Source organism: Rossellomorea aquimaris (assembly GCF_003315075.1).
Taxonomy (GTDB): domain Bacteria; phylum Bacillota; class Bacilli; order Bacillales; family Bacillaceae_B; genus Rossellomorea; species Rossellomorea aquimaris_C.
Window position 1 is genome coordinate 49,642 of the sequence record NZ_QNRJ01000013.1, and the last position, 25,427, is coordinate 75,068.

Here is a 25,427-nt window from a genome sequence, read left to right on the forward strand (position 1 = left end):
GGTCATAAGCTAAATTGGCCAAGAAGGCAAAGAACGCCTTCCCAGCCAATTCATCTTATGCTTTTCGGGGCTGAGCGAGCCGCCTCCGCTTTTGTTAGTACCATCGATAGATTGATACAAGGAAGATTCCGAGCATGTCTTGGTAGATTTCGTTGAATTGTGAGAGGGGCAGAGGATTTATTCCTTTTCCTAACTCGATGGTAAATCCCGCTTTCTTGAAATCTTTAATGAACCAATCCTTGTAACCCGCGTAGCTATCTATATACCTGACAGATTCATACCCGCTTACTCTGTTAAAATCTTCTGAAAGCCTAGAAGCTTCCGGCGGCTCCAAGCCCTCGTAGCCCCAGTAGAATTCCTTCCCTTGAGTGTGGAGGGCAAGCAGCCGGTCGAACTTTTCCTGTCGGGCCAGTTTTGCCATAGCCACTGCTTCAGGTTCTGAAAGAGGCTTATATCCTGGGAAATCTCTCGGAGCTGGTGCTTTTTCTTCTTTTCTTTCTTTCTCTTCCTCCCATTTGGCAGGGAATTGGTTATTCAGGTCTACTCCTCTTATATTTGCTTTCCAGCCAGTAAAGTCGGAACTTCCCCGATTGATTTCGATTAATTCTTTTCGCTTGCTTTTCGGCGGGCCATTCAAGACGAGGTCTACCCCATCCGGATTAACCATAGGTACAAACGATATCGTCACCAACCCATATATAGGAAGGGTTTGAATTCCTCTCATGAGATTTCCATTCGTTAACGATAATAAATAGTCATTTATGAACGTCATTAGGATGGAAGTGGTTATCCATTCATTTGCATGAAAAGATGCATTTATTTGAATCTTTTTCTTTCCTGTTCCAACTCTCATTTCAATGAGATCTTTACCAAGGACACTTTCACCGACCGAGTTTAATTTGATGAACGGATAGACCTCTTTTAATTTTTTCACATCTTCTTCGAATGTTCCTGAGCTATAGGCTTGTTTCCCATTGACTATCGGATATACCACTCTTGCTGGTAGAAAGATGATTGACCCTATTTGTAAACGGTTAGGATTAACTCCTTCGTTCAGGAGGAGTAAAGCGTCCACTCCTATATTCCGCTGCTCGGCAAGCGTCCAAAAGGAATCGCCTTTATTTATGGTATGGCTTTCTTTTCTGAATCCAGGGAGTTCTATCTCTGTCCCAATCTTCAATCCATTCGGATCAACGGAAGGGTTCGAATCAATGATTAATTGGATCGGAATATAAAACAGCTGGCTATAGTACCAAAGAGAATCGCCATTACGAACATTCACTTTCATGAAGGAACCTCCCTATACATACGTCCTTACTTACATGTATGAACGGTTCTATAATTCATGACAAAAAAAGCTTGCGAATCTCTTCGCAAGCTCTGTCTTACTTATTCATCTTGGTCTTCGTTTTCACCATAAAAGCGGAGAAGGTCTCCATTAATGATCTTATCGGAGTATTCCAGCTCCTCATTTACACGCTCTTTGTATGGCTCACAGTATTTCATATCCGTTGTTTCTTCGGATTCTTTATTCCAGCACTTTTCACCTGCAAAAACATAATCCTTCGTGATGAATCGACCGTCACGCAGAATGGCCAGATCTTCTTTCTGACTGGAGAACATATCAGAACCGAACTGGATATCCTCCTTCGTGTCGATTCCTAAAAGATGCAGAATCGTTGGTTTTAAATCAATTTGCCCGGAAACTTTAGAAATGGTTTTTCCATCCTGTCCAGGAACATGAATGATTAAAGGAACCTCTTGAAGCTGTGTACTTACAACTGGTGTGACTTCTTTACCAAGATATTGGCTCATGGCCTTATTATGATTTTCGGAAATGCCGTAGTGATCTCCGTACATCACGATAACAGAGTTTTCATATAAACCCGATTCCTTTAAGTCTGTAATGAAGTTCTTTACAGCTTCATCCATGTAACGGACCGTTTGGAAATAACGATTGACCGTACCGTCATTGGATGTGTAAGGATCGATAAGCTTATCCTCTTCATCCAGTGTAAATGGATAATGGTTCGTCAGTGTGATCATCTTCGTACTGAAAGGTTGAGGCATCTCTTTCATATGCTCAACAGATTGCTCAAAGAACGGAATATCCTTCATACCCCAGTTAACAGAATTTTCTTCCGTTACCTCATAGTCGGGTATAGAATAGAAACGCTCATATCCTAAGGAATCATACATAATGTCACGATTCCAGAAGCTTTTATTATTTGCATGCATAGTGGTTGTATAGTATCCATTTTCTCCAAGCTTTTCCGTCATGGATTCAAACTCATTACCTGAATGAGTGAAGAATACCGCCCCCCTGTTCAATGGGTAAAGGGAATTATCGAGTAAAAACTCGGAATCAGACGTTTTCCCTTGTTGAGTCTGATGGTAGAAATTATCGAAGTAATAGCTTTCTCCAATAAAGTCATTCAGGAAAGGTGTAATTTCCTGACCATTCATTTCGCTATTAATGACAAAGTTCTGTAGTGATTCAAGTGATAAGATGATCAAGTTCTTGTCCTTTGCCACACCAAACATTTCTTTATCAGGTTCGATGTAACTTGCGCGAACATAGTTATCAATATCCGCTAATTCACTGCCGTCAGCCATGGCTCGTTGAGCGGAAGACTTTGATTGTAAGAAAATATCATACACATGGTAATTATACGTTCCAATATTCTTCACTAACATTTCACGATCGAACGTTCTTGTCAGCAGCTGAGGTCGTTCCGATTCTGCCAAGCCAAGGTTAAAGAAAACGAGGGCCGTGGCGACCAGGAAATACGCACGTCGATTGGCTCTGCTGTAGTTTTGCAGAGAGAACCAAGTTGGCTTTAACTTGATGATCAGAATTAACACAATGACATCTGTAAAATAGAATAAATCCTTCCAGCTCATAATGGCGCTGGCACTCGTACCTAAATCAGAGAAATTGCTTGTTTGAAACAGGACGGGGAGTGTCAAAAAGTCATCAAAGAATCGATAGAAAACAACGTTTCCATATAGGATAAATGAAAGAACGAAGCTTGCAGCGATAATATAGCGGGTGCGAGACTTATCCTTCTTAAGAAGTAATCCTACTCCGAAGATAAAAAGTAAGAAACTTAGTGGGTTGATGAAGAGTATAAGTTCTTGGAGTGTATTTTCTATCTTTATATCAAAACTAGTTTTATAGACAATGTACGTTTTAACCCAAAGGAGCAATGCAGCGATGATAATAAGAGAAGCCTTTGGTGTCTTTTTCAAATTCATTTAATCAACCTCCTTGCTACAAACGGTTCCTTCGTATGTAACAAATTCATGTAATATTTGTAATGGAAAAATCAGGTAATCTCGGACGTGCAACCTTGACCTATCTTAATACTTTTTTTACAAAACGTCAAACTTCACTTCACATCAATCATGTATAATTATTATTTAAGTCTTATTCTCTTACCCATACTATTAGACGATTGAAACCGTTGAAAGTTTCAAAATAACTATATTTTTTAAAAACGGTTCCTTCGTCCCTGAGTCATAAAGACTAGTCGTGACTTTAGTAGAATCACAGAAAAAAAAAGAACCCTCCTTCACAGGAAAGTTCTTTCTCCACTGATTATGCAACTTTATTTCATCAGATCTTATTCTTTACCAACCAGGCTGCACCGATCACACCGGCGTCATTTCCTAGTGTAGCGATGCTCAAATTAGTTGAAGTACGGACGGTAGGGAATGAAAATTGCTTGAAATATTTCACGACCGGGGTCAATAAGATTTCACCCGCTTTGGAAACTCCCCCACCAATGACGATCTTTTCAGGATTCAGGGCATTCCCTAAATTCGCGAGGGACAACCCTAAATAGAAGGCTAATTGATCAATGACTTCAAGGGCAAGTTCATCCTGTTCTCTGGCTGCATCAAAAATATCCTTTGCACTGACTGTTCCATGGGATTCTCTTATCCCTAAGAGGACAGACGTTTTCGTTGTCGCATCCAGTTTTTCATTTGCGAGACGAACGACTCCAGTAGCAGAAGCAACCGTTTCCAAACAACCGGTCTTTCCACAGTTACACTGGAACCCACCTTCAGGAACAACGGTAATATGCCCGATTTCACCACCTGCACCTTTCACCCCGTGCACGATATCTCCATTGGTTATGACTCCCCCACCAACACCTGTTCCAAGGGTCACACAGACGATATCCTTCGCTCCGTCTCCTGCACCTTTCCACATTTCACCCAGTGCTGCACAGTTTGCATCATTATCAATAACGGCTGATAAACCTGATTCCATTTCAAGTAAATCTTTTAATGGCGTATTTTTGTCCCAGCCTAAATTAACGGCTTCGTAAATAATCCCTTTCGCCATATCGACAGGTCCCGGCGCACCCATTCCGATTCCGACCAGTTTATCTTTTGATTGATCTAAGTCTTCAAGCTTCTTATCAATCGCTTTAGCAATATCTACAATAATATTTTTGCCGTTCTCTGATTTATCAGTAGGGATTTCCCATTTATGTAAGAGCTCACCGTACTTATTCAAGAACGCGATTTTTGTCGTCGTTCCTCCTAAATCTACACCAACCAACCATTTTTCTGTCATCTTTATCACCTGTCCTGTTTTTCTTTTTCAATTTCTATTTCATGTCGCAACAAAAACAAAGCTGTTTGAAAATCCCGCGTTTCGATCAGCTGGGATTGATAAAGTTCTATTAGTTCGCCTTCCATTAGTTGCAGGTCAGAAAGACGATGCCCAACATAGATAATGGTTCCATAACTTTTTAATAACTGTTGGATATCATAAATCGTTTTCATATCATACACCCTGCTTTCTATCATTCACATTAAAGTATAAGTGAAAATCCCCATCTTCTCAATACGCAGCTATCAAATATCCTTTCTAGGTTCTTTTCAAGAAGGTTGTTGTTATATTACAAAGATGAGCTATGACTTTGTCAACCAGAGTGTGCTGGATGGTGAGGGGAACTGCTCCGCTTTCCGCGGACGTTCGGCCGAGCCTCCTCAGCTTCGCTTCCGGGGTCTCGGCACGCCCGTACTTCCGCAGGAGTCTACGCAGTTCCCCTCACCATCTTTAATAGGTTTTTCATGACAGAGTTTAATAGTGAGAGAAACAATTATAATGAAAACAGCCTTTCTAAGAATTTGGTTACGACTTTCCAAACCCTGGGGCATGATTAGCAATCGAGAAAATAGCCTTCCAATGTTCCACCAAATTATATATATCTTCGTTTTCATTTGGTGTTAAAACCCACCTTGTAGTGTTTTTGTATTGTAGGAAGTTTCTTTTTATGAACAAACTTTTTACAATATGAGCTATTTTTGTGATTGCTTCTCAATATTTATAGACAGTTAGAATGTAGTAGCACAGAGTGGATTGTAGCGGAAGGCACTTGACTCCTGCGGGAAATAGAGGAAAAGTCGAGACCCCACAGGGCGAAGCCCGAGGAGGCTCGACTTCCTCCCCGCGGAAAGCAAGTGCCTGGAGCGGAAAGAAACGGTCAATATTTTGTTCGCAAATCACTGATACAAGAAAAAATTATGAACAGAGCCTATCTAAATAACAAACAAAAAAAGACTTCCTTAATGGAATATTCAATAAGGAAATCTCTTCAACTTATATTAACGATCGGGATCTTTCGGGTGTAAGAACCGTGGTCGTCTGTTTTTTAAGGGCATAGGCGAACGCAGGAATACGTCCCGGAATGCTCTCAAGTTAAACGGAATAAATGGCCACATATACGGAATATCAAAGGAATTCATTCTTGAAAGCATGATAATCCATAGCAGGATACCCACCACAAATCCGTACACCCCGAATAATGCAGTACAGATCAATAAGAAGATCCTGACTAACCGGTTGGCTAAGCTCATCTCATAGCTTGGCGTTGCAAAGGTCCCGATTGCTGCAATGGCCAGGTAAAGGATGACTTCATTTATTAAGAGCCCCACTTCCACCGCCACCTGTCCAATCATTAACGCAGCAACGAGACCAAGGGCCGTGGCTAACGAAGAAGGGGTATGAATGGCTGCCATCCTCAGAATATCGATTCCGATTTCAATGATTAAAAATTGGAGGAACAACGGTACTTCCCCTACATCATTTGGCCCCACATAACTCATTGCTTCCGGCAATAGTTCAGGATGAATGGCAAATAAATAATAAAACGGCAGTAAGAAAATCGAACACCACACAGCGATAAACCTGACAAAGCGTAAGTAAGCTCCAACTGAAGGCTTATTTCTATATTCTTCTGCATGCTGGAGGTGATGCCAAAAAGTTGTCGGTGTAATCAAGACACTCGGTGAACCGTCCACCATAATAATGACGTGTCCTTCATATAAGTGCGCAGCTGCTGTATCCGGCCTTTCCGTATAACGGACCATGGGATATGGATTCCAGTGGCGCCCGGCAATAAACTCTTCCAGCGTCTTCTCTCCCATGGGAAGACCATCTGTGTCGATCTTCGATAGGGCATCTTTGATTTTATGGACTAAATTTGGATCGGCAATGTCTTCAATATAGCTGACGACTATATCGGTTTTGGATCTTCTCCCAATTTGCATATATTCCATTCGAAGCGAAGGATCGCGAACTCTCCTTCTTGTTAGAGCTGTATTGAACACAATCGTCTCGACATACCCGTCCCTGGAACCCCTCACCACCCGTTCGATATCTGGTTCCTGCGGTCCTCTGACTGGATACGTTCTTGCATCAATCATAATGACCTTGTCAATACCATCCACCACAAGGGCTGTGGGACCTGCCAATACTAAATCGATCACTTGGTTCAGATCATCTACTTGCTCGATCTCTATGTAAGGAATGTACGTCTTCAATAATTTTTCTAACGTGTCTTCTTCTAATTGTTCAGGACTAAGTCCTGACAAAAGCTTCATCAGATAATGCATAATATCATCTTTAACAAAGCCATCCACTAAAAACATCGCCATTTTTCTCTCAGCATACTCCAAATCCAATTGAATGACATCAAAGCTTTTGTCTACTGCTAAGGTATCCCTTAGATAATTGGTGTTTTCTTCAATCTGAGTAGAGACAGGCTTTTTCTTTTGATTTGTCATTAGCCTTCACTCCCAATACCTTTACATGAATTTCCATCTTTACCATCCTAGACAAAGCAACTAGAAAACATACATCCTATCATATTGATATCATGCGCTTCATACTATTTACTAAATGGACATACTAATGGAGTGAACGAAATGAAGCAAAGACTAAAAGAAGCCATGCCCTTTCTTGTCATCATGTGCATTGTTGCTCTTGGGATTCAATATGTTTACAAGCCCCAAACGGAGGAAAGCATTATTTTTTTCCCGATAAATGAACATGTTTCCTATGAATCTGCCACTACCATTCTGATGCTTCAACCCGAGAAGAAAAATGATCATTATGAGGTGAACTGGAAGGTATCTTCAAAGCTTGATACACCTGCCTATTTACGTCAGGATGTGGGCTTTTTATTTATGAACGGAAGACTAAAAGGGCTCATGAATGAATGGGAACAGGACACCGATCAAATTGTTGAGGAATCAACCATAAAGGGAAAAGAAAGTAGTCTGCTTCAAGCTGTGTCTTTCCACTATTCTGAAATTCATGAAACGGAAACAGATTTTACGAGTGCACAAAAAATGTCAGAAGATACACTGTATGTGATTGATTCGAATTTCAGCCCATTAAATGCCTTCCGACAACCCGGTACAGATGCAGAAAAAGAATGGAAAAACATACTGGACAAAGTGACTTCCCAACAGCTGGACTATCAATGGGAAAACGCAATCGCAGCCATGAAAATCCCTACGGAAGACTATACATCCTTTCCATTAACTCAACTCCCTAAATTAGAAGATCAACCTTTGGAAGGATTTACCGAGCAAGAATGGGAACGTGTTATAGGAAACCTATGGGAAGGACTTTATAAAAACTATTATTTAGGAATTAAAAAAGAGGATGGCTCTGTCATTGAGTCGATAGACAGTTCCATCCCACTTATATTAGTGAAAAAAGATCGAAAGGAAGTTCTCGTGTTACTGATTGATAAAAATGGAGAAGCTTCTTTACTTAAACAACAGATTTCCATTTAAATGTTCTCCTGTAACTCTTTATAAAGTTTTTCATACTTTTCATCCTGCCTATTTAATTCATAGGCTTTTTTTGCATGAACAAGAGCTTCCTTTCTGTCACCTGAGTCGATCAGAATTAACGCAAGATTGTAGTGAGCTTCATGAAACTCACCATTTTCCTGGATTGCAGCTCTCAAATGATCTTTCGCTTGTGCTAATTTGTTCATCTTGATTTCAGCATATGATAAGTAGAAATATGTCTGTGCATTCGGTGAGCCTTCTTCAACCACCGGGATAAGAATAGTTTCCGCTTCCTCCCACTGTTGATTGGAAATCTTTTCTTGAGCCACCCCATTCACAGTGTTAACGTCCCAAGAGGTTGGATCTCCACCTATCCCCCTCGATACAAGAACCCCAACAAGTAGGATGCTTCCCGTCAGAAATAGCAATTGACGCAGTGGGCGGAGAGCATTCGGCAAGCTGACCATTCCTGCTGCGAGAAAACCTCCCACCAACCCACCGATATGACCTGCATTATCAATTCCCGGGAGTGTAAACCCCAGGACTAAGTTCAACAGGATCACCGCAATAATATTGGTACCGATCGTTCTAAAGAAAATCTTCGGATATAATACACCGAAATACAGCAGTGCACCGAAACAGCCGAAGATTGCCCCACTGGCCCCTGCGGAAAGATTGGATGTGAAAAGAAAGCTGGCTAGAGAGCCCGTGATTCCCGATATCATGTAAATGAAGATGAATCTGAGTCGTCCGAACATTTTCTCCACTGCCATTCCCAGATAAAACAGGGCCAGCGTATTCATAAGTAAATGCAGTATTCCTATATGCAGAAAGATCGGGGTGACAAGGCGCCACCACTCTCCTTCAATCATGAGGGGATTGTACTTGGCACCGAACTCAATCAGTGTTTGTGGATCCTTGCTTCCACCATTTAGTTCAAGAATGAAGAACATGATCAATTGGATTGCAATGAAGAAATAGGTAAAGAACGGCTTTCCTTTTTCAAACAGCTGCCTTTCCTTTTGTATCTGTTTGGAAGAAGAAGTCATGGTCATGCTTTTTATCCACTCTACATTGGCATCCAATATCTCCGGGGGGAGGTCCCATTCCCCGTCATTGAATAAAGGGTCATTCCTAAGCGTTTCGACACTCTGATCACCATGAAGAAGAAGTGGCTGAACGGATGTCTTTTGGTTATTCAGGGGTTCCTGGAATAAATCGGGATCTGCATCTACAGGTGGATAAGTGGAGACATAGATATTCTTCATTTGAAGCTGCCTTTTCCCAAGGGATTTTCTGATTTTCTCCCCATTCACGGAGGTCAATTCCATATCCCGCTTGACCCAGTTTCCCCAATCCAGATCTTTCCGGACCAGTCGAATGACGTTCGCTTCTTTCTTACCGGTATTCTCCAGCCATATTTCATCCTGATTGGGGGAGAGATTAAGAATTCGATAGTGTTTATCTTCAACGAGATGATAAGCTATCTTCCAAAACAAATAATGATAACGTAAATCCACATCATCCACTACTTTCTTTTTTAAGAAATCCTATTCTACCCCTACTATACCGAACCTTTTCTTAACCTGTAAAACAAAAAAGACTGTATGAGGGATTTTCCCCCTTACAGTCTATTTCACTGTTATCCTCTGAATGCACCTTGAATGAATTTAGAGCGAATACCGGGTATCCCCATGGCTGCTTTCACAGCAAATTTTCTAATGAGAAAGTTCCCTAGAAATACATTTAACAGTCGATATCGATTCGGAATCAGAAAAAGAACCAAACCGCCCAGCACTAACCATTTTGTCCATCCGTTCATAATGATCCCTCCTGATAGTAGTTTGGATCATTATAGAGAAGCTTATTCCACTAAATTACAAGGAAACCATACTTTCTTTCGGTACCGTCAATAGAATATGAGCATAAATAATCCTGCAAAAAGACTCGACATAGCATTCACTGTCTCATTATTCATGAGCGGAAGCCCTTTCGTTCTTTCTGTGTGATGCCCGCAATGAACGGATGCCTCTGTTCGAAGATTGCAGACCGGACAACGGTACTCCAACTGAATGAACGCACCAAGTACTGTATCCACGATGTTTCCTAAAAACCCGGAAAGGAGAAGGAGTAAGAAGAGAGAGACATCCCAGACATTCAACAAGATCAATGAGGCCATTGAGATAAGGGCAGATCCAAATAAAGCCGCTACCGTACCGGTGATGGAAACCGCACCCGACGTGCCTTTGGGAACTCTCCTGAATGTTCTTATGGAAAACGGCATTTTATGACTGAGAGGACCTATTTCTGATGCCCATGTATCAGCGTTTGCCCCCGCGATCGACGCAATGAAGGCCAGGGTCCAGACTTCGTTTCCCGTCACACTGAATAATATGGCAAAGAGGGCTGCAGGACCTCCGTTCGCCAACACTTGCTGCCAGTCCCTGATGGACGTTTTCGCTAAGCGCTCCTCGATCCCTATCTTGCTTTTCTTAAAAAGGCGTGACCATATGCTTGATGACAAGAAGAACACGCCTAATATAAACAGCCCCTCAAACCCATATGAATAGCCAATAGCGAGGCCGATCATGATGGCCATGACAGCGCCTGAGAGACTTAAATTACTGGTTTTCCACCCAGCTATGGCGATGGAGAAAATAAAAAGGAGAAGAAAGAAATACTCAAGAACCACAATCGATCCGTCCCTTTTCCGTCAAAATCGATTCAACGGGTATGTCGAAAGATTCGATTGGCAATGTCTCGACCATTTGCTCTACAAAGGCAAGGGACATTGTCCGTCCGGGATAGCTAGAGAGTAACCTGTCATAATATCCCCCACCAAACCCCAGCCGGTATCCCTTTTCTGTATAAGCCAAACCAGGCACGATCATCAATTCAATAGCGTCATTATGTACAACGGTTGACTTGTCGGGGTCTGGTTCATACAAATCAAAATAGGATGGTTCGAGCTGATGGAAATCATGAAGCTCATAAAAGACCAATTCACGATGTTTCGGAAAACATTTCGGGACTACTACCGATTTCCCTTCCTCCCATCCCCGTTTGATGATGTTCCACGTATTGATTTCCGGAGGCTTTGAAATGGTCACCGCGATAGTGGTACTGTTTTTCCACTCAGGAGACTGAAAGAGTAATTGTTCAATTACGAAACACTTTTGTTGATACGCTATATGATCGATCGATTTCAATGTTTGAAGCTGAAGATTCCGCAGTTCTTTCTTTTCCATATTAGATATCCCTCCATGCTTACTTTACACATATTATTTTAATGGATTCTCTATGTAAATGCGATGTTGAGACAGTTATGAGCATAAAAAAAAAGCAGCGGATAAAATCCGGCTGCTTATTTCGTTTCGCGGTGAAGAGTCACACGCTTTAATTTCGGGCAATATTTTTTTAGCTCAAGACGGTCTGGGTTGTTACGCTTGTTCTTAGTTGTAATATAGTTACGCTCACCAGTTTCTGTGCAAGCTAAAGTAATGTTTACACGCATTATTGTTTCCCTCCAAACATATACATCTTCTACTATTCATACGACTTTTATATAATATCATTTTTCTTTCGGAAATGCTAGTCCGTTTTTTATTCTATCGCTTAAATTTGAAACCTCTTCTTCAAAAGCACCTTCAATCGCATACACTTTGCCTTGTTTCACTTCAAAAGGCTTGAATGAGAAGTCTAACATATAGACCATCATATTAAGGCCATTGGTGATCGGATAGTAGTAAAGGCTTCCGTTACTCAGGGATTTTTTCCATAGGTGTAAACCTTTCAAATTAAGGGGATAGATGGATTTCTTAACAGAGCCCGCGCAGGAAACAATATTCGTGATGGCAACACGTTTACCACTGTAATTCCAGAACGTATCCTTAGATAATGATAAGACCCCAACTCCATCTTCTTTACAAGCGAGCCATTCAATGAGAAAAAAAACCTTAAAATGCCTGCTTTCCTTTGTGGTATTTTCCATTTCGAAGGCAAAGGATTCTCCCCACCCTTCAATATGTTCGTGAATTTTCACATTTATGCCGGTAAGGGAGGTTAGTTTCTCTGAGTAAAGGGGTACATATTCATTATTCCTGTTCCAGGCTATTCCTTGGATATGGAACTTTTCATTCGGATTCTCCTTCATTAGCCTCTACACCTTTTGCCAGATTTTTATTTTCATTCCATAATATCTGGCAAGCTCCCTTGCCAGATTCCGTCTGTCAGCTTTGGAATAAATGATGAATCCTCTTTTTGAATCACTGATGATTTTCGTTCGGCCACCATCTCTATGATCAAAAACGATTTCTTTCTGACTGGAGGAAGACGGAACGGTTTCCAGTAATTTAGCAAGGACGATGGGTTTTTTACCATTTGGACACGCTACTTGAAGTCTGGTGATAAAAGGCTCTATAAAGTCTTTAGAGTGGTGGGAGCCTTTTATAAAGGAGGGGGGAGAATATTGCCCCCTCATGAGATCATCACGTGCACATTTATATTCTTCCGGGTTTCCGATATCTCTCCAATAGGCACTTGTTTTGAAGACATAGACTTCCTCATTGTTCGTAAGCAGTTGAGGAATGAAATCCTGCCCGAAATCCCTCACTCCTAAGTGAGCATAGCGATCAAGCAGTCTTGGATCTAACATATATACCCCGGTGTTCACCTCATTTCCTACCCACTCTTCCGGCTTTTCGACAAAATTAACCAATTTACGATTTTCGTCTGTATGACAAATCCCATATTCTTTTGGATTCTCTACTTCTTTTGAGACCACGGTCATTACCGCTCTTTTCTCATAATGGAATTCAATGACTTTATCTATTGGAATATTCGTGAATGCATCTCCACTTAACACCAGGAACGGTTCACGAAGTCTGTGCCTGGCGAGGAAGACTCCTCCTGCTGTTCCAAGGGGGGATTTTTCCTCCAGATAGGTAATGTTTACATTGAACCGTTTCCCATCCCCAAAGTAGTCTTTTATCGTTTCGCCTTTGTAACAGGTGGTGATGAGAATATCTTTAATTCCATATGACCTGAGGAGGTTGATGCTGTATTCCAGAATTGGCTTATTCAGAATCGGAACCATCGGCTTTGCAATCGACATTGTATAGGGTCTTAACCGCTTGCCTTCTCCACCTGCCAATATCACGGCCTTCATCTTTTTATGCCTTCTACTTTTGATTGAAGAAGCACATCATCGTATACGTGGATGGTTTGTTCAGCGATCCGGTCCCAACTGAACATGGATTGAGCCATTTTGAAACCGAGATTCCCTAATTGCTCCGATTTTGAAGGGTTTTCAATTAATGAGACCAATTGTCCATAAAGGCTTTGTTCATGATTGGGCTCAAATAATAAGCCGGTTTGTTCATGTTTCACGATTGATTTAAGTCCTCCCGTATTGGATGCGACCACCCCTTTACGGAAAGCCATCGCCTCCAGGGCAACAATACCGAATGGCTCATAAAGGCTGGGGAAAATAACCGCTAAACAATTTTTCAAATAATCATTCCGCTCCCTATCAGAAATGTATCCGATGAAGGACACACAATCACCCAGGTCTTCATGGGCTACCATTTGACGATAATGCTCTAACATTGGCCCTTTTCCGGCTATGATAAACGAGATGTTGAATCCTTCTCTCTTTAACTGTGAGGCTACCCTGATAATCGTGTCGAACCCTTTCTCATGAACCATCCGTCCGATTGAAAAGAAATAAGGAGTGGATGGCTGTACAAAACTATAAGGAGAGGATTGATCGAGTTTCTCCAATTCCACCCCATTGGGTATCACAGCGACTGGTGCTTCGATAGTAAATAGGCTCTTGATCTCCTCTTTCATATGCTCACTGCACACAATAAGATGGTCGGATGCACGAATGAGAAGCTGCTCCTCCCGGTGAATCTTGTGTTGCAAATCCGTGTAAATCCCCTGATTCCGTCCATGTTCCGTTGCATGAATGGTCGTTATGAGAGGAATCGAATAATACTCTTTCAGTTTCATTGCTGAAGTGGATACAATCCAATCATGGGCATGAATATGAGTGATTCTTTCATCTTTTAAGAGATCATGAGCGTAATGAATGAACGCCTGATTCAAATCAAATACCCATGTGAAGAAGTCTTCTTCATAGGGATGCAGGGGATGCACACGGTGAATCGTAACCCCTTCCATTTTCTCAAGTGACAGGGCATCATTTGTTTTAGTCGTAAGAACGTGCACCTGTTTCCCTTTTTTCACAAGATTATTAGCCAGGTCATACACATGCCTCGAGAGTCCCCCCACGATATTCGGCGGGTATTCCCACGAGAGGACCAGAACGGAATCCTGTTTCACTGCTTTCTCTTCTATATTGCCTGCAAAGAGCTTTTCAAGGATTTCATCAGATGGGAATGGAACGACCCTTTTACGATGAAGGAATAAATGTTCATCAACCTTCCCCCCCGTTACCATATCAAGTAAGCTGTCAAAGTGAATGGTCGTCAAGCCAGACTCAATATTCGTCCCTTCCATGCTCGCGACCCATTCCCGCATTAGTTGATGTGCGACCTCTGTCTGTTCTGCAGATGAATACAGTTCGTCCAGTTTCTCTTCCATACGATGAATGATTCGGATATTCTTCATGGCCGGGTCTGATAGAATCGGGCTCTGCTTCTCCATCCCAAGATACCCAAAACCTACTCTGGAAAGAGCAGTAGAAGATTCCACCTTCTCCTCTAATGAGTGTGCGCTCTCCCCATTCATCCATTCATCGTAGCTAGAATGATCCTCGATGAAAACAACGGCGAGTGAATCGACATTCTCTTCTAATGCTCCGATTCTTCCTTCTGAAACCGGTATTAACTTTAACCCCCTTGGCGTTCTTATGACACCGCTATCCCTCTCTTTTTCACTATGTTCATACGAGAAGGAGGAAATAAAGGTGAATTCGATTCCTTGCTTAGTAAGGTATAAGTCAATTCCAGGAACATATGCTGCCCGCGGTAACCAGAAAAACTTCGGAATCATTTGGAAATACTGCTTATACAACAATGTACTCATACGCACCTGTGATTCAATCGCCCTCGGAGTCCTGTAATGTGTCAGTGGAAATGAGCTTACAGTCGTAGGAATAACGGTAGCTTTACCTTCTACCACCAGACTCTTATAGGCTTGTACGAAATTCATGTCATGGGTCGACCACTGAGAATAGATCAGCTGCCATTTACTCTTTTCATGCGGCTCTGCTTGCAGAAGATTGGATTGAATGATTGAGTGGGCTTTCTCCTTAAACTCTTCACTCATAAAAAGGGAGAAGAGGGTAGGGTTCATCACGACAGGTATCGCGGATGCTCCGTTACGCTGAAGAAGATCTAACAAAGCACTATTTTCGAGAAGGATGGATGTCAGTAGATCTTCTCGTTCGTTACATTGTGAAAAAGCCGTTTCGTTAAATTGTGGATATATCATCACTGCCGAAAGTCCTTTCATGCCTTTTCCCCCTGATTCATTACATAATACGAATAGGTGCTCACATGCTCCACCCATTTCGGTTCTTTAATTAATCCTTGCTCATATTCAAATAACTCTTTCATACTATGATACTCCTGATGATGGGACGTTCTTGGGGTATGTAGTACATTGGAGCGTGTGAATGCAACAAAGTCACCGGACGGTAAGCGCATACCAATTTCCATACAGTAGCTTCTGTTTTCCTTTAGACCATTTACAAACCAATCACTCTCTGTATGCGGAACATATGAATCTGAGTATGCGTGATGATTATGCCCGTTAAAGGAAATCGATGTAATATCATATAAACGAAGGACAAAAGATTGAGGGTCAGCATTCATTTTAAAATGGCTTTTCACATGGCGAATCCATTCTTGTGTAATATTCCAATAGCAATAGATTCTGGATGACGTAGAGAACATGATCGATAATTCAGTGGCACGCGGGTTTTTCGCACGGGGCTTAGGCATCTTTCTTCCAAAGGAAGCTCTTCCTACTCGTTTTTTCGGTACTTCCGGCTCAATCACTTCTACAGGGGCCCCCACATTTACAGTAGGATTCCCCTGAGCCTTCTGATACTTCACCCATTGATATTGAACTTTCCCAACGGTCGTATTCAGCTCTTTGGCAATTTTCCTGAATGACACTCCTTGTTCTTTTAACCGAATGATTTCTGTGATCAAAACAATTCCTCCTAAAGAGTAACCAAATATTATATAAATTCAATCTAAAAATTATGACAATTATCTATAGATTCATCGTAACACCCTATTCAAAAACCTACAATAAACGCATTTTGTCGTATCTTGTTAAACGTGGTGATAGTGGGATTTATCATGCATTTTTTTTACAAATTATTATGCTGAAATGATATTAAAGCGATTACATGATTGGAACGACAAGATTCTTTCATAATTACCCAATGACATTCGACAAAATATTGGTTCTTTCCACAAATTTATCCTTCCATCATATAGAGATAAGCCATTATCTATGCTATAACTAAAGGAGAATAATACTGCATGAGGTGATATAGTGGATTTACTATTCATTGGATTAGTAAGCTTCTCTATCCTATTACTAGTCATTTCGTTTTTTCAACGGGATCGGTATCGTGATATTGAAAAAGACATGGAAGAATTGTCAATGAATGTTCTTCAGGAGCATTATCAGTTGAAGAAGAGAATACGGGTACTCGAAGAAGAGCTGATGGTGAATGGTGACACCCCATTAAAGAGAACAGCCCCCATCAGGAAACCCATTCATGAGGTCGTGAAAAATCAAGTCATTGCGTTATATCAACAAGGTATACCTGTCGAACAAATTGCAAAACAATCCGCACTTTCTAAAACAGAAGTTCAGCAACTCATTTCGAAACTGTAACAAAACATAAGAAAAGCTGTCCCGAAAAAGGACAGCTTTTTTTGGTAGAGTCTATTCATTCAAGTCGTAACGACGACCTTTCACTAGATAGAATACACCTTCTGCAATGTTTGTAGAATGATCCGCAGCTCTTTCAAGATAACGGCAGATGAAAGAGAGCTGAGTAATCTGAGCCGTGAATTCAGGCTTTTCTTTATTGAGAGTCAGAAGCTCTACAATCGTTTCACCATATAAGTCATCCACCTTATCATCCATATCAGCGATTCTCTTTGCTTTCGCCACATCTTCTTCGACAAATGACTCTAATGTAAGCTGAATCATTTCAGATGTGATGGCATGCATTTCCTTAATATGATGAATCGGTTTAATCAGAGGTTCATTACCGATACGGATCGTTGATTTCGCTACATTCACAGCGAAATCGGCGATTCTTTCCAAGTCTGAAGCAATTTTGATCGCAACGATGATTCTTCTTAAATCAGTTGCCACTGGTTGCTGCTTAGCTATAGTCAGAATGGCTAAATCATTGATTTCCTCTTCCAGATCATCGGCTTTCTGGTCGCCTTCGATAATGGCAAGCGCCGTATCAACATCCTTCTCTTCTAACGCCACAATACTTCTCTCAAGTGCAAGCCTTGCAATATTTCCCAAATCCATTAGTTTGGTTTGCAACTCTTTTAAATTCGCATCAAATTGTCCTCTTACTGCCATGTTTATGCCCCTTCCTATTTCAACACTTCATCTTCTCAATAGTAGGAATTAAACACCTATTGGCATTTATCCTTCTTCTAATGTGAATTAACCGAAACGACCGGAGATATAGTCTTCTGTACGCTTGTCAGATGGAGTAGAGAAGATTTTATCTGTTTTGTCAAATTCAACTACTTCCCCGTTCAGGAAGAAGGCTGTGCGATCAGAAATACGTGCAGCCTGTTGCATGTTATGAGTAACAATAATAATACTGTATTCTGTTTTAAGCTCCTGAACAAGTTCTTCTATCTTTAATGTAGAAATCGGATCAAGAGCAGAAGTAGGTTCATCCATTAGAATGACATCCGGTTCAATGGCAAGACATCTTGCTATACAGATACGCTGCTGCTGTCCACCTGATAGTCCATATGCATTTTGATTCAGACGATCTTTCACTTCATCCCAAATTGCTGCACCGCGTAAGCTTTTTTCAACAATTTCATCCAGCATTTTTTTGTTTTTGATTCCATGAATGCGTGGTCCATATGCAATGTTATCGTAAATCGATTTCGGAAAAGGATTTGGTTTTTGGAATACCATTCCTACTTTTGTACGCAATTCCTCAACGCGGTATTTACTGTCAAAAATGTTGCGATCGCGATAGATGATATCACCAGAAGTCTTAACGCTTGGAATCAATTCGATCATTCGGTTCAATGTTTTGATATACGTTGACTTACCACATCCTGAAGGTCCAATGATTGCCGTAACTTCATTTTCCATGATATCCAGGTCGATATTCTTTAACGCATGATTCGTACCATACCATAAGTTCAATTGTTTCGTTTGATATACTGCTTCTTTTGCTTCTATATGATTAACCATGTTACTTTCTTTTGATTTGATCGTTTGCATTTCGAAAGCCTCCTTCATCCAATAAAAAACCAATTAATAACTTATTAATATCTCTTCTGAAACTTATTACGAATTAACACTGCAATCGAGTTCATTATTAGTAGTAAGCCCAGCAGGATGATGATCCCCGCAGCTGCCACATCATGGAAATCCGCTTGCGGTCGTCTTGTCCAATCATAAATTTGCATTGGAAGTGCTGTGAATGTATCCAAGATGGAACCTGGTGTAAATAGTAATATGGTTGGTACACCGATAACGACGAGGGGCGCAGTTTCTCCGATTGCACGGGAAAACGCTAAAATGCTTCCTGTCAATATCCCGGGTATTGCAGCTGGTAATACGACTCTGGTAATGGTCTGCCACTTTGTAGCACCCATCCCATACGAAGCGTCCCTTAGCTCTCTTGGTACCGAACGGATCGCTTCCTGTGCCGCAACAATAATTACAGGAAGTATGAGTAAACTCATCGTCAAACCGGCCGCCAGTACACTTTGACCAAGAGCAAAGGCCCGGGCAAAGATCGTTAAACCTAAGAGACCAAATACAACGGAAGGAACACCTGCAAGGTTTGAAATATTTACTTTGATAAATTTATTGATCTTGTTTTGTATAGCATATTCTTCTAAATAAATGGCCGTTCCCACTGCCAATATGAACGAAACAATGACTACAACGAACATCAGCCATATCGTTCCCATAAAGGCGGCATAAATTCCCGCTTTTTCTGGGAACCTCGACCCTACATTTTGTAAAAATTGCAAATCCAAGTATCCAATTCCTTGAGTGAATACCCGATATAATAAGACAGATAATACGACTAAGCCAAATAAAGTCGCCATTAAGAAAAGCCCTTTAAAGACGCTATTTACCATTAGTCTGGATGACATCTTTTTTAAGACATTTTCCTGATTGATATACTTCATGATTAATACTCCTCTCTGAATCGCTTAGAGATGTATTGAGCAAGCAGGTTCATACCTAGTGTGAATAAGAATAGCGTGAAACCTACTGCATAAATACTATAGTAAATCGTCGTTCCATATCCTGCATCTCCAGTACTTACCTGAACGATATACGATGTCATCGTTTGGATGGAATCAGTAACATTCCAAGAAAGGTTTGGAGAAGCACCTGCAGCAACCGTTACAATCATGGTTTCTCCAATTGCACGGGAGATGGCAAGAACAATCGATGCAACGATGCCTGATACAGCAGCGGGCAAAACAACCTTAAGTGCCACTTCTAATTTGGTTGCCCCTAATGCCTGTGCACCTTCACGTATGGAATTCGGAACAGACGACATCGCGTCTTCAGATAGAGAAGCAATCATGGGAATAATCATGATCCCAACTACAATTCCAGGACTTAATGCATTAAATATACTTAATCCAGGTATAAAGGACTTCAATAAAGGAGTAACAAATGTTAGAGCAAAGAACCCAAATACAATCGTTGGAATCCCCGCTAACACTTCTAATATCGGTTTGATGAACCGTCTTGAACGATCCGTTGCGTACTCACTCAAATAAATGGCGGAAGCAAGTCCTATCGGTACTGCTACCACTACAGCTATTCCGGTAATCTTCAATGTTCCCGAGATTAAAGGAATGATTCCGTAACTTGGATTCTGAATGGAAAAAGGAAACCATTCTGTTCCTGTTATGAACTCAAATACCGATACTCTTGAAAAGAAAGTAAATGTTTCAAAGATAAGTGTAAATACGATACCTATGGTTGTTAATACTGAAACCCCGGCTAATGCAAACAAGATCCATGGTATAGACTTTTCAACAGAACGATTTAAGCCTTTACCACTTTTTTGTGCAATCATCTCTGAAACAGAGTATGAAGATCCTTTTGAATTTGTAGCCATATAATGTAAACCCCTTTCATCCACATGACAAGATGAGAAGCAAGTAATCGCTTCTCATCCGTTCATTTTGACTTTAACAACGATTAATACTTATTTAAGACCTTCTAATTTTTCAGTAGCTTCTTTGATTTTATCTTCAGGAAGACTTACATATCCAACTGCTTCTGCCATTTCAGCAGAGTTATCAAGAGTGAATTTCATGAAATCATATACAGCTTCATTATCTTTAACAGAAGCGTTTTTAGCATAAACGAACAATGGACGTGATAGTGGAGTGTATTCCCCGCTCTCGATTGTTTCGTTATTCGGCTCAACTCCGCCGATTTTAACCGCTTTAAGTTCTTCTTTATTTGCAAGGTAATAAGCATAACCGAAGAATCCGATCGCGTTTTTATCACCCGTTACACCTTGTACAAGAACGTTATCATCTTCAGAAAGCTGAATGTTTTGTTTAACCATATCTTTTTCTTCTAAAATTGCTTCGTTGAAATAATCATATGTTCCTGAGTCAGTACCAGGAGAATAGAATTTCACTTCTTCATCCGGCCATTCAGGATTGATATCAGACCATTTCTTTGTCTTTCCATCTTCAACCCAAAGCTTTTGAAGATCCTCGACTGTCATATCTTTTGCCCAGTCATTCTCTTTATTAACAACGATTGTAAGACCATCTTTAGCAACTTCAAATTCAGTGAAATCTATACCAGCTTCTTCCAGCTTTTGCTTTTCTTCGTCTTTAATTGGACGGGAAGCGTTTGAAAGATCCGTTTCACCTGCGATGAATTTTTCAAACCCACCACCAGAACCGGATACACCGATCGATACTTTTACATCAGGTTGTGTAGCTGCATACTCTTCGTTAACAGCTTCCATGATTGGAGCTACAGTCGATGAACCATCCATTTTTACACTGCCGGATAGTTGTTCTCCTGAACCATTCTCTGCTCCACCTTGAGCACCACATGCTCCTAATACAAGAGCTGATCCGATCATTGCTGACATTGCCAGATACTTAAAGCTTTTCATTCCTAAATTCCCCCTAAGAAACTTGGTTGTTTTGTCCTACGAGTAATAGATTAATAGATGAGTGTTAATAAGGTTTTAACCGTTTGTAAAGGTTTTGTAAATTCGACATTATTCTTCACCTTTCAGACCCTTAACAGAACTTGAAGAACCTCATGTAATCCTTATAAACATAGTATTAGACATACTTTTGCAAATTATGTAGTTCGCTTAAAAAACCTCAAATATTTATAAGATTTAACCCTGATTCCCGTTTTCATTCTAAAAATGTTCTTTTGATCTTGAGTAAAAAGACTTAACACCATTAGAAAAAAGCTGATTTCCAGAAATTCATTTCGTGGAAATCAGCTAAAGTTTGCTTAGTTATTCTGTTCTCTTTCTTCTTGCATTTGTTCTTCTGCCTCTTCAGCATTTTCTACTTTCTTGTTAACTGAAGTCGGGTCCTTCACTTCTTCTGCACGTTTCTTCTTCAGTTCAAAGTACTTATCCATCACTCGTTTAGAGATGTATTTATTCACGTAAGGATCGGCTACTCCGCTTGCTTGGATATGAGAAGCGGGAACCATTGTGGCATAAGCCACTTCAGGGTTATCAAATGGGGCGTATCCGATAAGAGTCGTGTTGTAGTTCAGCTCTCCATCCACATACGTCTCAGCGGTACCCGATTTACCTGCCGCATTATATGGTGCATTCTTAAATTGATCATATGCCGTTCCATCAGGGGAGTGGTACACCCTGTAAAAACCTTTTTGGACATGCTCGATTTGAGCTTGTGTAGCATCAATTCGATTCAGCACATTCGTTTCTTTTTCAAACAGGATTGGCCCCAGGCTTTCCAGATCGTTTGTCGGTTCTCTGATTTCTTTCATGATATGTGGTTCCACGCGATATCCATCATTTGCAATGGTTGAAATATACTGAGCTAATTGCATCGTTGTATACGTATCGAACTGACCAATCACTAAATCCAGTAGGAAACCAGGAGTGGTGTCTGTACCTGTAAGTCCGGAAGATTCACCAGGTAAGTCTATTCCAGTCGGCACACCTAATCCGAATTGAGCGTAGTGGTTCCGAAAGATGTCAAATGCTTCCGGATTATTAACAATCGGCTCATTCGGTACATACTGACCGCCTGCTACTTTAAGGGCAACCTTCCACATGTATGAATTAGAAGACTTCTCCAGAGCAAACAAGTCAGACATGGGAATTCGCTGGTATCTATTGAACCACGAAGATTTTGGCTTTGTCCCTTTGATTTTTAATGGTTCATCAATTAACACTTCTCCCGGTTTTAAATTCCCTGTCATGTATCCGGTTAATACAGTGGCACCCTTTACCACCGACCCCACTTCATAAGAAGACGTAAAGGTTCCTAAAGCAGCATCCCTCATCTCATATTTCCCAGTTTCTGAGTTCTTTACATACTGCTTCCCGGCCATGGCCAATATTTCACCGGTATTTGGGTCAATCATGACCACGTAAGCACGATCCAGGTTAGGAGACTCACCGCGATTCACAATCTGTTTTCGTAATTCTTCTTCTATTATCTTTTCGACTTCACGCTGAAGCTCCATATCGATTGTCAGAACAATATCTTTTCCCCGTTGCCCTTCTTGAACGAGTACGGATTCCAACACGCTACCGCCTTTGGTGACGTTTTTGATTTGTTCCTTTTGACCTTGAAGGACATCTTCATATTCTAATTCAACGTAACTCTTCCCTACACGATCATTCCGGTTGTAGTCTTTCGCTAAATAGGAATCTACCAGGTTCTTCGGCAAACCTTCCCTTGAGGAAGATACGTTCCCTAGAATCGTCCTCAACGTATCATCAAATACGTAGGATCGCTTCCAATCTGTAGTGGTATTGATGCCGGGAAGTTCATTGAGATGTTCACTGACGACGGCGAATTCTTCCGGGGTGACCCCTTCATTTTTCACAATTTGCGGATTTAATGCATATCCGCTGGAGAACTCACGATAAATCGCAATGATTTCCAGATCTTTTTCAGTCAGTGACGCTAACTCGTCTTTTGTGATCCGATCCAGTCTCATTTGGTACACTTTCGCGTTCACATCGTCTTCAGAGAAATCTTCATTGTTTTGAAGCTTTTTTATTTCCTCTTCTGACACTTTTTTATCTGCTTGTTCTTTATTATTTAACAACCAATAATCTTTCTTGTCTCTTTCAGTCACTTCTTTTGTATCTTTTTCAATGTACTCAGAAAGCTTGGAAGCGACCTCCATCATCTCTTCGATCTTGGTGTTGTTTGCACGTGTATACGTAATCGCATTCAGCGGAACATTATCCACGATCACATTACCATAACGGTCATACATTTTCCCTCGTGGCACACCTGTATTGACGACAACATCCTCTGTTCTTTCTACTTCCTTCTTGTAGCTTTCTCCATTCACTATTTGAACGAGTCCCAGTCTAAGTACCAGAAGAGAAAATAATAAGAACACGGCAAAAAACAGCAGATTCATCCGAACGGGAACATGCGTCTTTCTTTTTCTCCTATTTCTTTTCAATCTTTCCAACCCTTCCTCTATGTAAAAATATCTTTATATCGTTACCATCCCTTCTTATTTTATAGAAAAGTACAAGGATAATCTAGACATAAGCAAAGAGAGGAAATCTTTCCCTCTCTTTGCTTTAATATCCTATATGGGCAAATCCACTTTTCGCACGAAGAAATAAATGAGGGTATGACCCGCTCCAAGCATTAGTAAGAGGATGGGGATGCTCTCTTCGTGATTGAAAAATGTGACGGCAACTATAAAAGCTGTGACTGATACAATCCTTCCCAGATTCAAGAAAATTTCCCTTACGACAATATACTCAATTCTCATTTCAGCGGCGTTCCAGCCCGTTCCTATCACATCATATGTCATGGAAATATAGGGTACCAGGAGTATGGGGTACGCAATGGCAATCACCCCGGCATAGAGCAATAACTTCGTGTAAGTGACATCAAACACAATCAAGAATATTGCCAGGTAGAGAAGGATTCCACCTAATAAAATGGCCTTTTTCCGAAACTTTTTTTTAATCACCCTGGATGCAATGTAATAGCCAACGAATGCGATCCCTGAGTTAATGAGTCCGAATGTACCAATGGCAAACTCACTTCCCGTGCTGATGAACACAAACACAGAAATAATGAAGATAAACGTTCCTTCCCTCAATCCCTGGAAGAAGTGGGCGTTCGTAATGTGCCGCCAATTATCATTGTTTTTCCTTTCTTCCAGAATTCTGAGGAATAGATATCTTCCGGAGGCAGGTCGCCTTTTAAGAAAGAAGCTCATAAGGACGGCAATAGCAAATAGCAGGAGAGATAGACCGAACACAATGGTATATCCTTTAAATGAAGTATACCTGGAAATGATGAAACCTGCGAGGATCGGTCCGATCATTCCTCCAGCTGACGTTAACGTACCGAGGAAACCATTGAAGAAATCTCTCGTTTCAGGTTCCGTGATTTCAAAGGTCAGCACATTAAACGCTAACCAGTAAAAGCCATAACCTATCCCGAGCAACGCCCCCAATACAACCAGAAAATTTTCAGCCGACTCCCCGAACGTCAATACAGATATGTAAAATAAAGCCAAAAAAATAACCCCGAAGCGTAACACAATCACCCGGTCTACTTTCTTTGCCAATCTTCCAGCTAATATAAACGTTATTGGCTGAAAGATCACCACGGTTAAATTATAGATACCTAAGTCAATGAATTCACCTGACTGCTTCCACAAGTAGATGTTTACGAATGTGTTTGAGAGCGCAATACTCAATGAATATAATCCACCAATCAACAGCAACAGAGTAAGATCTTTCGTTAAATCAATATCGCCTAATAACTTTTTATATCTACTCATTTGAAAAACTCCCCTTTAACGTACCCCTATCTTTTGAAAAAGGGAGGAAAGTTATA

23 protein-coding genes are annotated in these 25,427 nt (G+C 40.9%); 2 read left to right on the forward strand and 21 right to left on the reverse strand.

Annotation, left to right across the window (positions count from 1 at the left end):
• Positions 1-94: 94 nt before the first annotated feature.
• The 5 genes from DET59_RS15245 to DET59_RS15270 all read right to left on the reverse strand — a co-directional run bounded on the left by DET59_RS15245 (position 95) and on the right by DET59_RS15270 (position 7,086).
• Positions 95-1,288 carry a M14 family metallopeptidase gene (locus tag DET59_RS15245; protein ID WP_113970500.1) on the reverse strand — a complete coding sequence of 398 codons (1,194 nt, stop codon included), beginning with the start codon at positions 1,286-1,288 and terminating at the stop codon, positions 95-97.
• Between the two features lie 101 nt (positions 1,289-1,389).
• Complete coding sequence (locus DET59_RS15250; RefSeq protein WP_113970501.1) at positions 1,390-3,258, reverse strand: LTA synthase family protein; 1,869 nt, start codon at positions 3,256-3,258, stop codon at positions 1,390-1,392.
• A gap of 361 nt (positions 3,259-3,619) precedes the next feature.
• Positions 3,620-4,588: an ROK family glucokinase gene (locus DET59_RS15255; RefSeq protein ID WP_113970502.1), complete on the reverse strand. Its 969-nt coding sequence runs from the start codon at positions 4,586-4,588 to the stop codon at positions 3,620-3,622.
• A 5-nt stretch (positions 4,589-4,593) separates the two neighbouring features.
• Positions 4,594-4,800 carry a YqgQ family protein gene (locus tag DET59_RS15260; protein WP_113970503.1) on the reverse strand — a complete coding sequence of 69 codons (207 nt, stop codon included), beginning with the start codon at positions 4,798-4,800 and terminating at the stop codon, positions 4,594-4,596.
• Positions 4,801-5,625: 825 nt separating this feature from the next.
• Positions 5,626-7,086 (reverse strand): spore germination protein, encoded by a 1,461-nt coding sequence (locus DET59_RS15270; RefSeq protein WP_113970505.1) that lies wholly within the window; start codon positions 7,084-7,086, stop codon positions 5,626-5,628.
• Between the two features lie 141 nt (positions 7,087-7,227).
• On the opposite strand from DET59_RS15270, the gene DET59_RS15275 reads away from it, so the two are divergent.
• Positions 7,228-8,106, forward strand: a complete 879-nt coding sequence (locus DET59_RS15275; RefSeq protein ID WP_113970506.1) for a hypothetical protein — start codon at positions 7,228-7,230, stop codon at positions 8,104-8,106.
• On the opposite strand, the gene DET59_RS15280 is transcribed toward DET59_RS15275, so the two are convergent.
• The 9 genes from DET59_RS15280 to DET59_RS15320 form a co-directional block, all read right to left on the reverse strand.
• Positions 8,103-9,626 (reverse strand): rhomboid family intramembrane serine protease, encoded by a 1,524-nt coding sequence (locus DET59_RS15280; RefSeq protein ID WP_181778186.1) that lies wholly within the window; start codon positions 9,624-9,626, stop codon positions 8,103-8,105. The two genes, DET59_RS15275 and DET59_RS15280, sit on opposite strands and share 4 nt — an antisense overlap.
• Positions 9,627-9,748: 122 nt before the next feature.
• Positions 9,749-9,928 (reverse strand): hypothetical protein, encoded by a 180-nt coding sequence (locus DET59_RS15285; RefSeq protein ID WP_113970508.1) that lies wholly within the window; start codon positions 9,926-9,928, stop codon positions 9,749-9,751.
• Between the two features lie 87 nt (positions 9,929-10,015).
• Positions 10,016-10,798 (reverse strand): DUF92 domain-containing protein, encoded by a 783-nt coding sequence (locus tag DET59_RS15290; RefSeq protein ID WP_258549695.1) that lies wholly within the window; start codon positions 10,796-10,798, stop codon positions 10,016-10,018.
• A complete protein-coding gene (locus tag DET59_RS15295; protein WP_113970509.1) occupies positions 10,788-11,354 on the reverse strand; it encodes a 5-formyltetrahydrofolate cyclo-ligase in 567 nt (188 codons plus the stop codon). Before DET59_RS15295 ends, DET59_RS15290 begins: the two co-directional genes overlap by 11 nt.
• 116 nt (positions 11,355-11,470) lie before the next feature.
• On the reverse strand, positions 11,471-11,620 hold the full coding sequence (gene rpmG, locus DET59_RS15300; RefSeq protein WP_064091498.1) for a 50S ribosomal protein L33: 150 nt from the start codon (positions 11,618-11,620) through the stop codon (positions 11,471-11,473).
• A gap of 57 nt (positions 11,621-11,677) precedes the next feature.
• Positions 11,678-12,259: a hypothetical protein gene (locus DET59_RS15305; RefSeq protein ID WP_113970510.1), complete on the reverse strand. Its 582-nt coding sequence runs from the start codon at positions 12,257-12,259 to the stop codon at positions 11,678-11,680.
• Positions 12,260-12,265: 6 nt separating this feature from the next.
• Positions 12,266-13,273: a nucleotidyltransferase family protein gene (locus tag DET59_RS15310; protein ID WP_113970511.1), complete on the reverse strand. Its 1,008-nt coding sequence runs from the start codon at positions 13,271-13,273 to the stop codon at positions 12,266-12,268.
• Complete coding sequence (locus tag DET59_RS15315; protein ID WP_181778187.1) at positions 13,270-15,585, reverse strand: glycosyltransferase; 2,316 nt, start codon at positions 15,583-15,585, stop codon at positions 13,270-13,272. The genes DET59_RS15310 and DET59_RS15315 overlap by 4 nt, the downstream gene beginning before the upstream one ends.
• Positions 15,582-16,289, reverse strand: a complete 708-nt coding sequence (locus DET59_RS15320; RefSeq protein ID WP_113970513.1) for a DUF4912 domain-containing protein — start codon at positions 16,287-16,289, stop codon at positions 15,582-15,584. Before DET59_RS15320 ends, DET59_RS15315 begins: the two co-directional genes overlap by 4 nt.
• A gap of 352 nt (positions 16,290-16,641) precedes the next feature.
• Here DET59_RS15320 and DET59_RS15325 point away from each other — a divergent pair, with 352 nt between their 5' ends.
• On the forward strand, positions 16,642-16,989 hold the full coding sequence (locus DET59_RS15325) for a helix-turn-helix domain-containing protein (RefSeq protein WP_258549696.1): 348 nt from the start codon (positions 16,642-16,644) through the stop codon (positions 16,987-16,989).
• 51 nt (positions 16,990-17,040) lie between these two features.
• Here the strand turns inward: DET59_RS15325 and phoU are convergent, their stop codons facing one another.
• The 7 genes from phoU to DET59_RS15360 all read right to left on the reverse strand — a co-directional run bounded on the left by phoU (position 17,041) and on the right by DET59_RS15360 (position 25,371).
• Positions 17,041-17,700: a phosphate signaling complex protein PhoU gene (gene phoU, locus DET59_RS15330; protein ID WP_113970514.1), complete on the reverse strand. Its 660-nt coding sequence runs from the start codon at positions 17,698-17,700 to the stop codon at positions 17,041-17,043.
• Positions 17,701-17,787: 87 nt separating this feature from the next.
• Positions 17,788-18,594 carry a phosphate ABC transporter ATP-binding protein PstB gene (gene pstB / locus DET59_RS15335; RefSeq protein ID WP_113970515.1) on the reverse strand — a complete coding sequence of 269 codons (807 nt, stop codon included), beginning with the start codon at positions 18,592-18,594 and terminating at the stop codon, positions 17,788-17,790.
• 44 nt (positions 18,595-18,638) lie between these two features.
• On the reverse strand, positions 18,639-19,517 hold the full coding sequence (pstA, locus tag DET59_RS15340) for a phosphate ABC transporter permease PstA (RefSeq protein WP_113970516.1): 879 nt from the start codon (positions 19,515-19,517) through the stop codon (positions 18,639-18,641).
• A 2-nt stretch (positions 19,518-19,519) separates the two neighbouring features.
• Complete coding sequence (pstC, locus tag DET59_RS15345; RefSeq protein ID WP_397540955.1) at positions 19,520-20,425, reverse strand: phosphate ABC transporter permease subunit PstC; 906 nt, start codon at positions 20,423-20,425, stop codon at positions 19,520-19,522.
• Between the two features lie 132 nt (positions 20,426-20,557).
• Positions 20,558-21,493, reverse strand: coding sequence for a PstS family phosphate ABC transporter substrate-binding protein (locus DET59_RS15350; RefSeq protein WP_113970518.1), 936 nt, complete (start codon positions 21,491-21,493; stop codon positions 20,558-20,560).
• 356 nt (positions 21,494-21,849) lie between these two features.
• A complete protein-coding gene (locus tag DET59_RS15355; RefSeq protein WP_472924305.1) occupies positions 21,850-24,045 on the reverse strand; it encodes a peptidoglycan D,D-transpeptidase FtsI family protein in 2,196 nt (731 codons plus the stop codon).
• A gap of 111 nt (positions 24,046-24,156) precedes the next feature.
• Complete coding sequence (locus DET59_RS15360; RefSeq protein ID WP_113970520.1) at positions 24,157-25,371, reverse strand: MFS transporter; 1,215 nt, start codon at positions 25,369-25,371, stop codon at positions 24,157-24,159.
• Between the last annotated feature and the right edge of the window lie 56 nt (positions 25,372-25,427).

Excerpts from the sequence above, each read along its gene's own strand:
- DET59_RS15245 (WP_113970500.1), bottom strand. The coding sequence starts at position 1,288 with ATGAAAGTGAATGTTCGTAATGGCGATTCTCTTTGGTACTATAGCCAG.
- DET59_RS15250 (WP_113970501.1), bottom strand. The coding sequence starts at position 3,258 with ATGAATTTGAAAAAGACACCAAAGGCTTCTCTTATTATCATCGCTGCA.
- DET59_RS15255 (WP_113970502.1), bottom strand. The coding sequence starts at position 4,588 with ATGACAGAAAAATGGTTGGTTGGTGTAGATTTAGGAGGAACGACGACA.
- DET59_RS15260 (WP_113970503.1), bottom strand. The coding sequence starts at position 4,800 with ATGAAAACGATTTATGATATCCAACAGTTATTAAAAAGTTATGGAACC.
- DET59_RS15270 (WP_113970505.1), bottom strand. The coding sequence starts at position 7,086 with ATGACAAATCAAAAGAAAAAGCCTGTCTCTACTCAGATTGAAGAAAAC.
- DET59_RS15275 (WP_113970506.1), top strand. The coding sequence starts at position 7,228 with ATGAAGCAAAGACTAAAAGAAGCCATGCCCTTTCTTGTCATCATGTGC.
- DET59_RS15285 (WP_113970508.1), bottom strand. The coding sequence starts at position 9,928 with ATGAACGGATGGACAAAATGGTTAGTGCTGGGCGGTTTGGTTCTTTTT.
- DET59_RS15295 (WP_113970509.1), bottom strand. The coding sequence starts at position 11,354 with ATGGAAAAGAAAGAACTGCGGAATCTTCAGCTTCAAACATTGAAATCG.
- rpmG (WP_064091498.1), bottom strand. The coding sequence starts at position 11,620 with ATGCGTGTAAACATTACTTTAGCTTGCACAGAAACTGGTGAGCGTAAC.
- DET59_RS15305 (WP_113970510.1), bottom strand. The coding sequence starts at position 12,259 with ATGAAGGAGAATCCGAATGAAAAGTTCCATATCCAAGGAATAGCCTGG.
- DET59_RS15310 (WP_113970511.1), bottom strand. The coding sequence starts at position 13,273 with ATGAAGGCCGTGATATTGGCAGGTGGAGAAGGCAAGCGGTTAAGACCC.
- DET59_RS15315 (WP_181778187.1), bottom strand. The coding sequence starts at position 15,585 with ATGAAAGGACTTTCGGCAGTGATGATATATCCACAATTTAACGAAACG.
- phoU (WP_113970514.1), bottom strand. The coding sequence starts at position 17,700 with ATGGCAGTAAGAGGACAATTTGATGCGAATTTAAAAGAGTTGCAAACC.
- pstB (WP_113970515.1), bottom strand. The coding sequence starts at position 18,594 with ATGCAAACGATCAAATCAAAAGAAAGTAACATGGTTAATCATATAGAA.
- pstA (WP_113970516.1), bottom strand. The coding sequence starts at position 19,517 with ATGAAGTATATCAATCAGGAAAATGTCTTAAAAAAGATGTCATCCAGA.
- pstC (WP_397540955.1), bottom strand. The coding sequence starts at position 20,425 with ATGATTGCACAAAAAAGTGGTAAAGGCTTAAATCGTTCTGTTGAAAAG.
- DET59_RS15350 (WP_113970518.1), bottom strand. The coding sequence starts at position 21,493 with ATGAAAAGCTTTAAGTATCTGGCAATGTCAGCAATGATCGGATCAGCT.
- DET59_RS15360 (WP_113970520.1), bottom strand. The coding sequence starts at position 25,371 with ATGAGTAGATATAAAAAGTTATTAGGCGATATTGATTTAACGAAAGAT.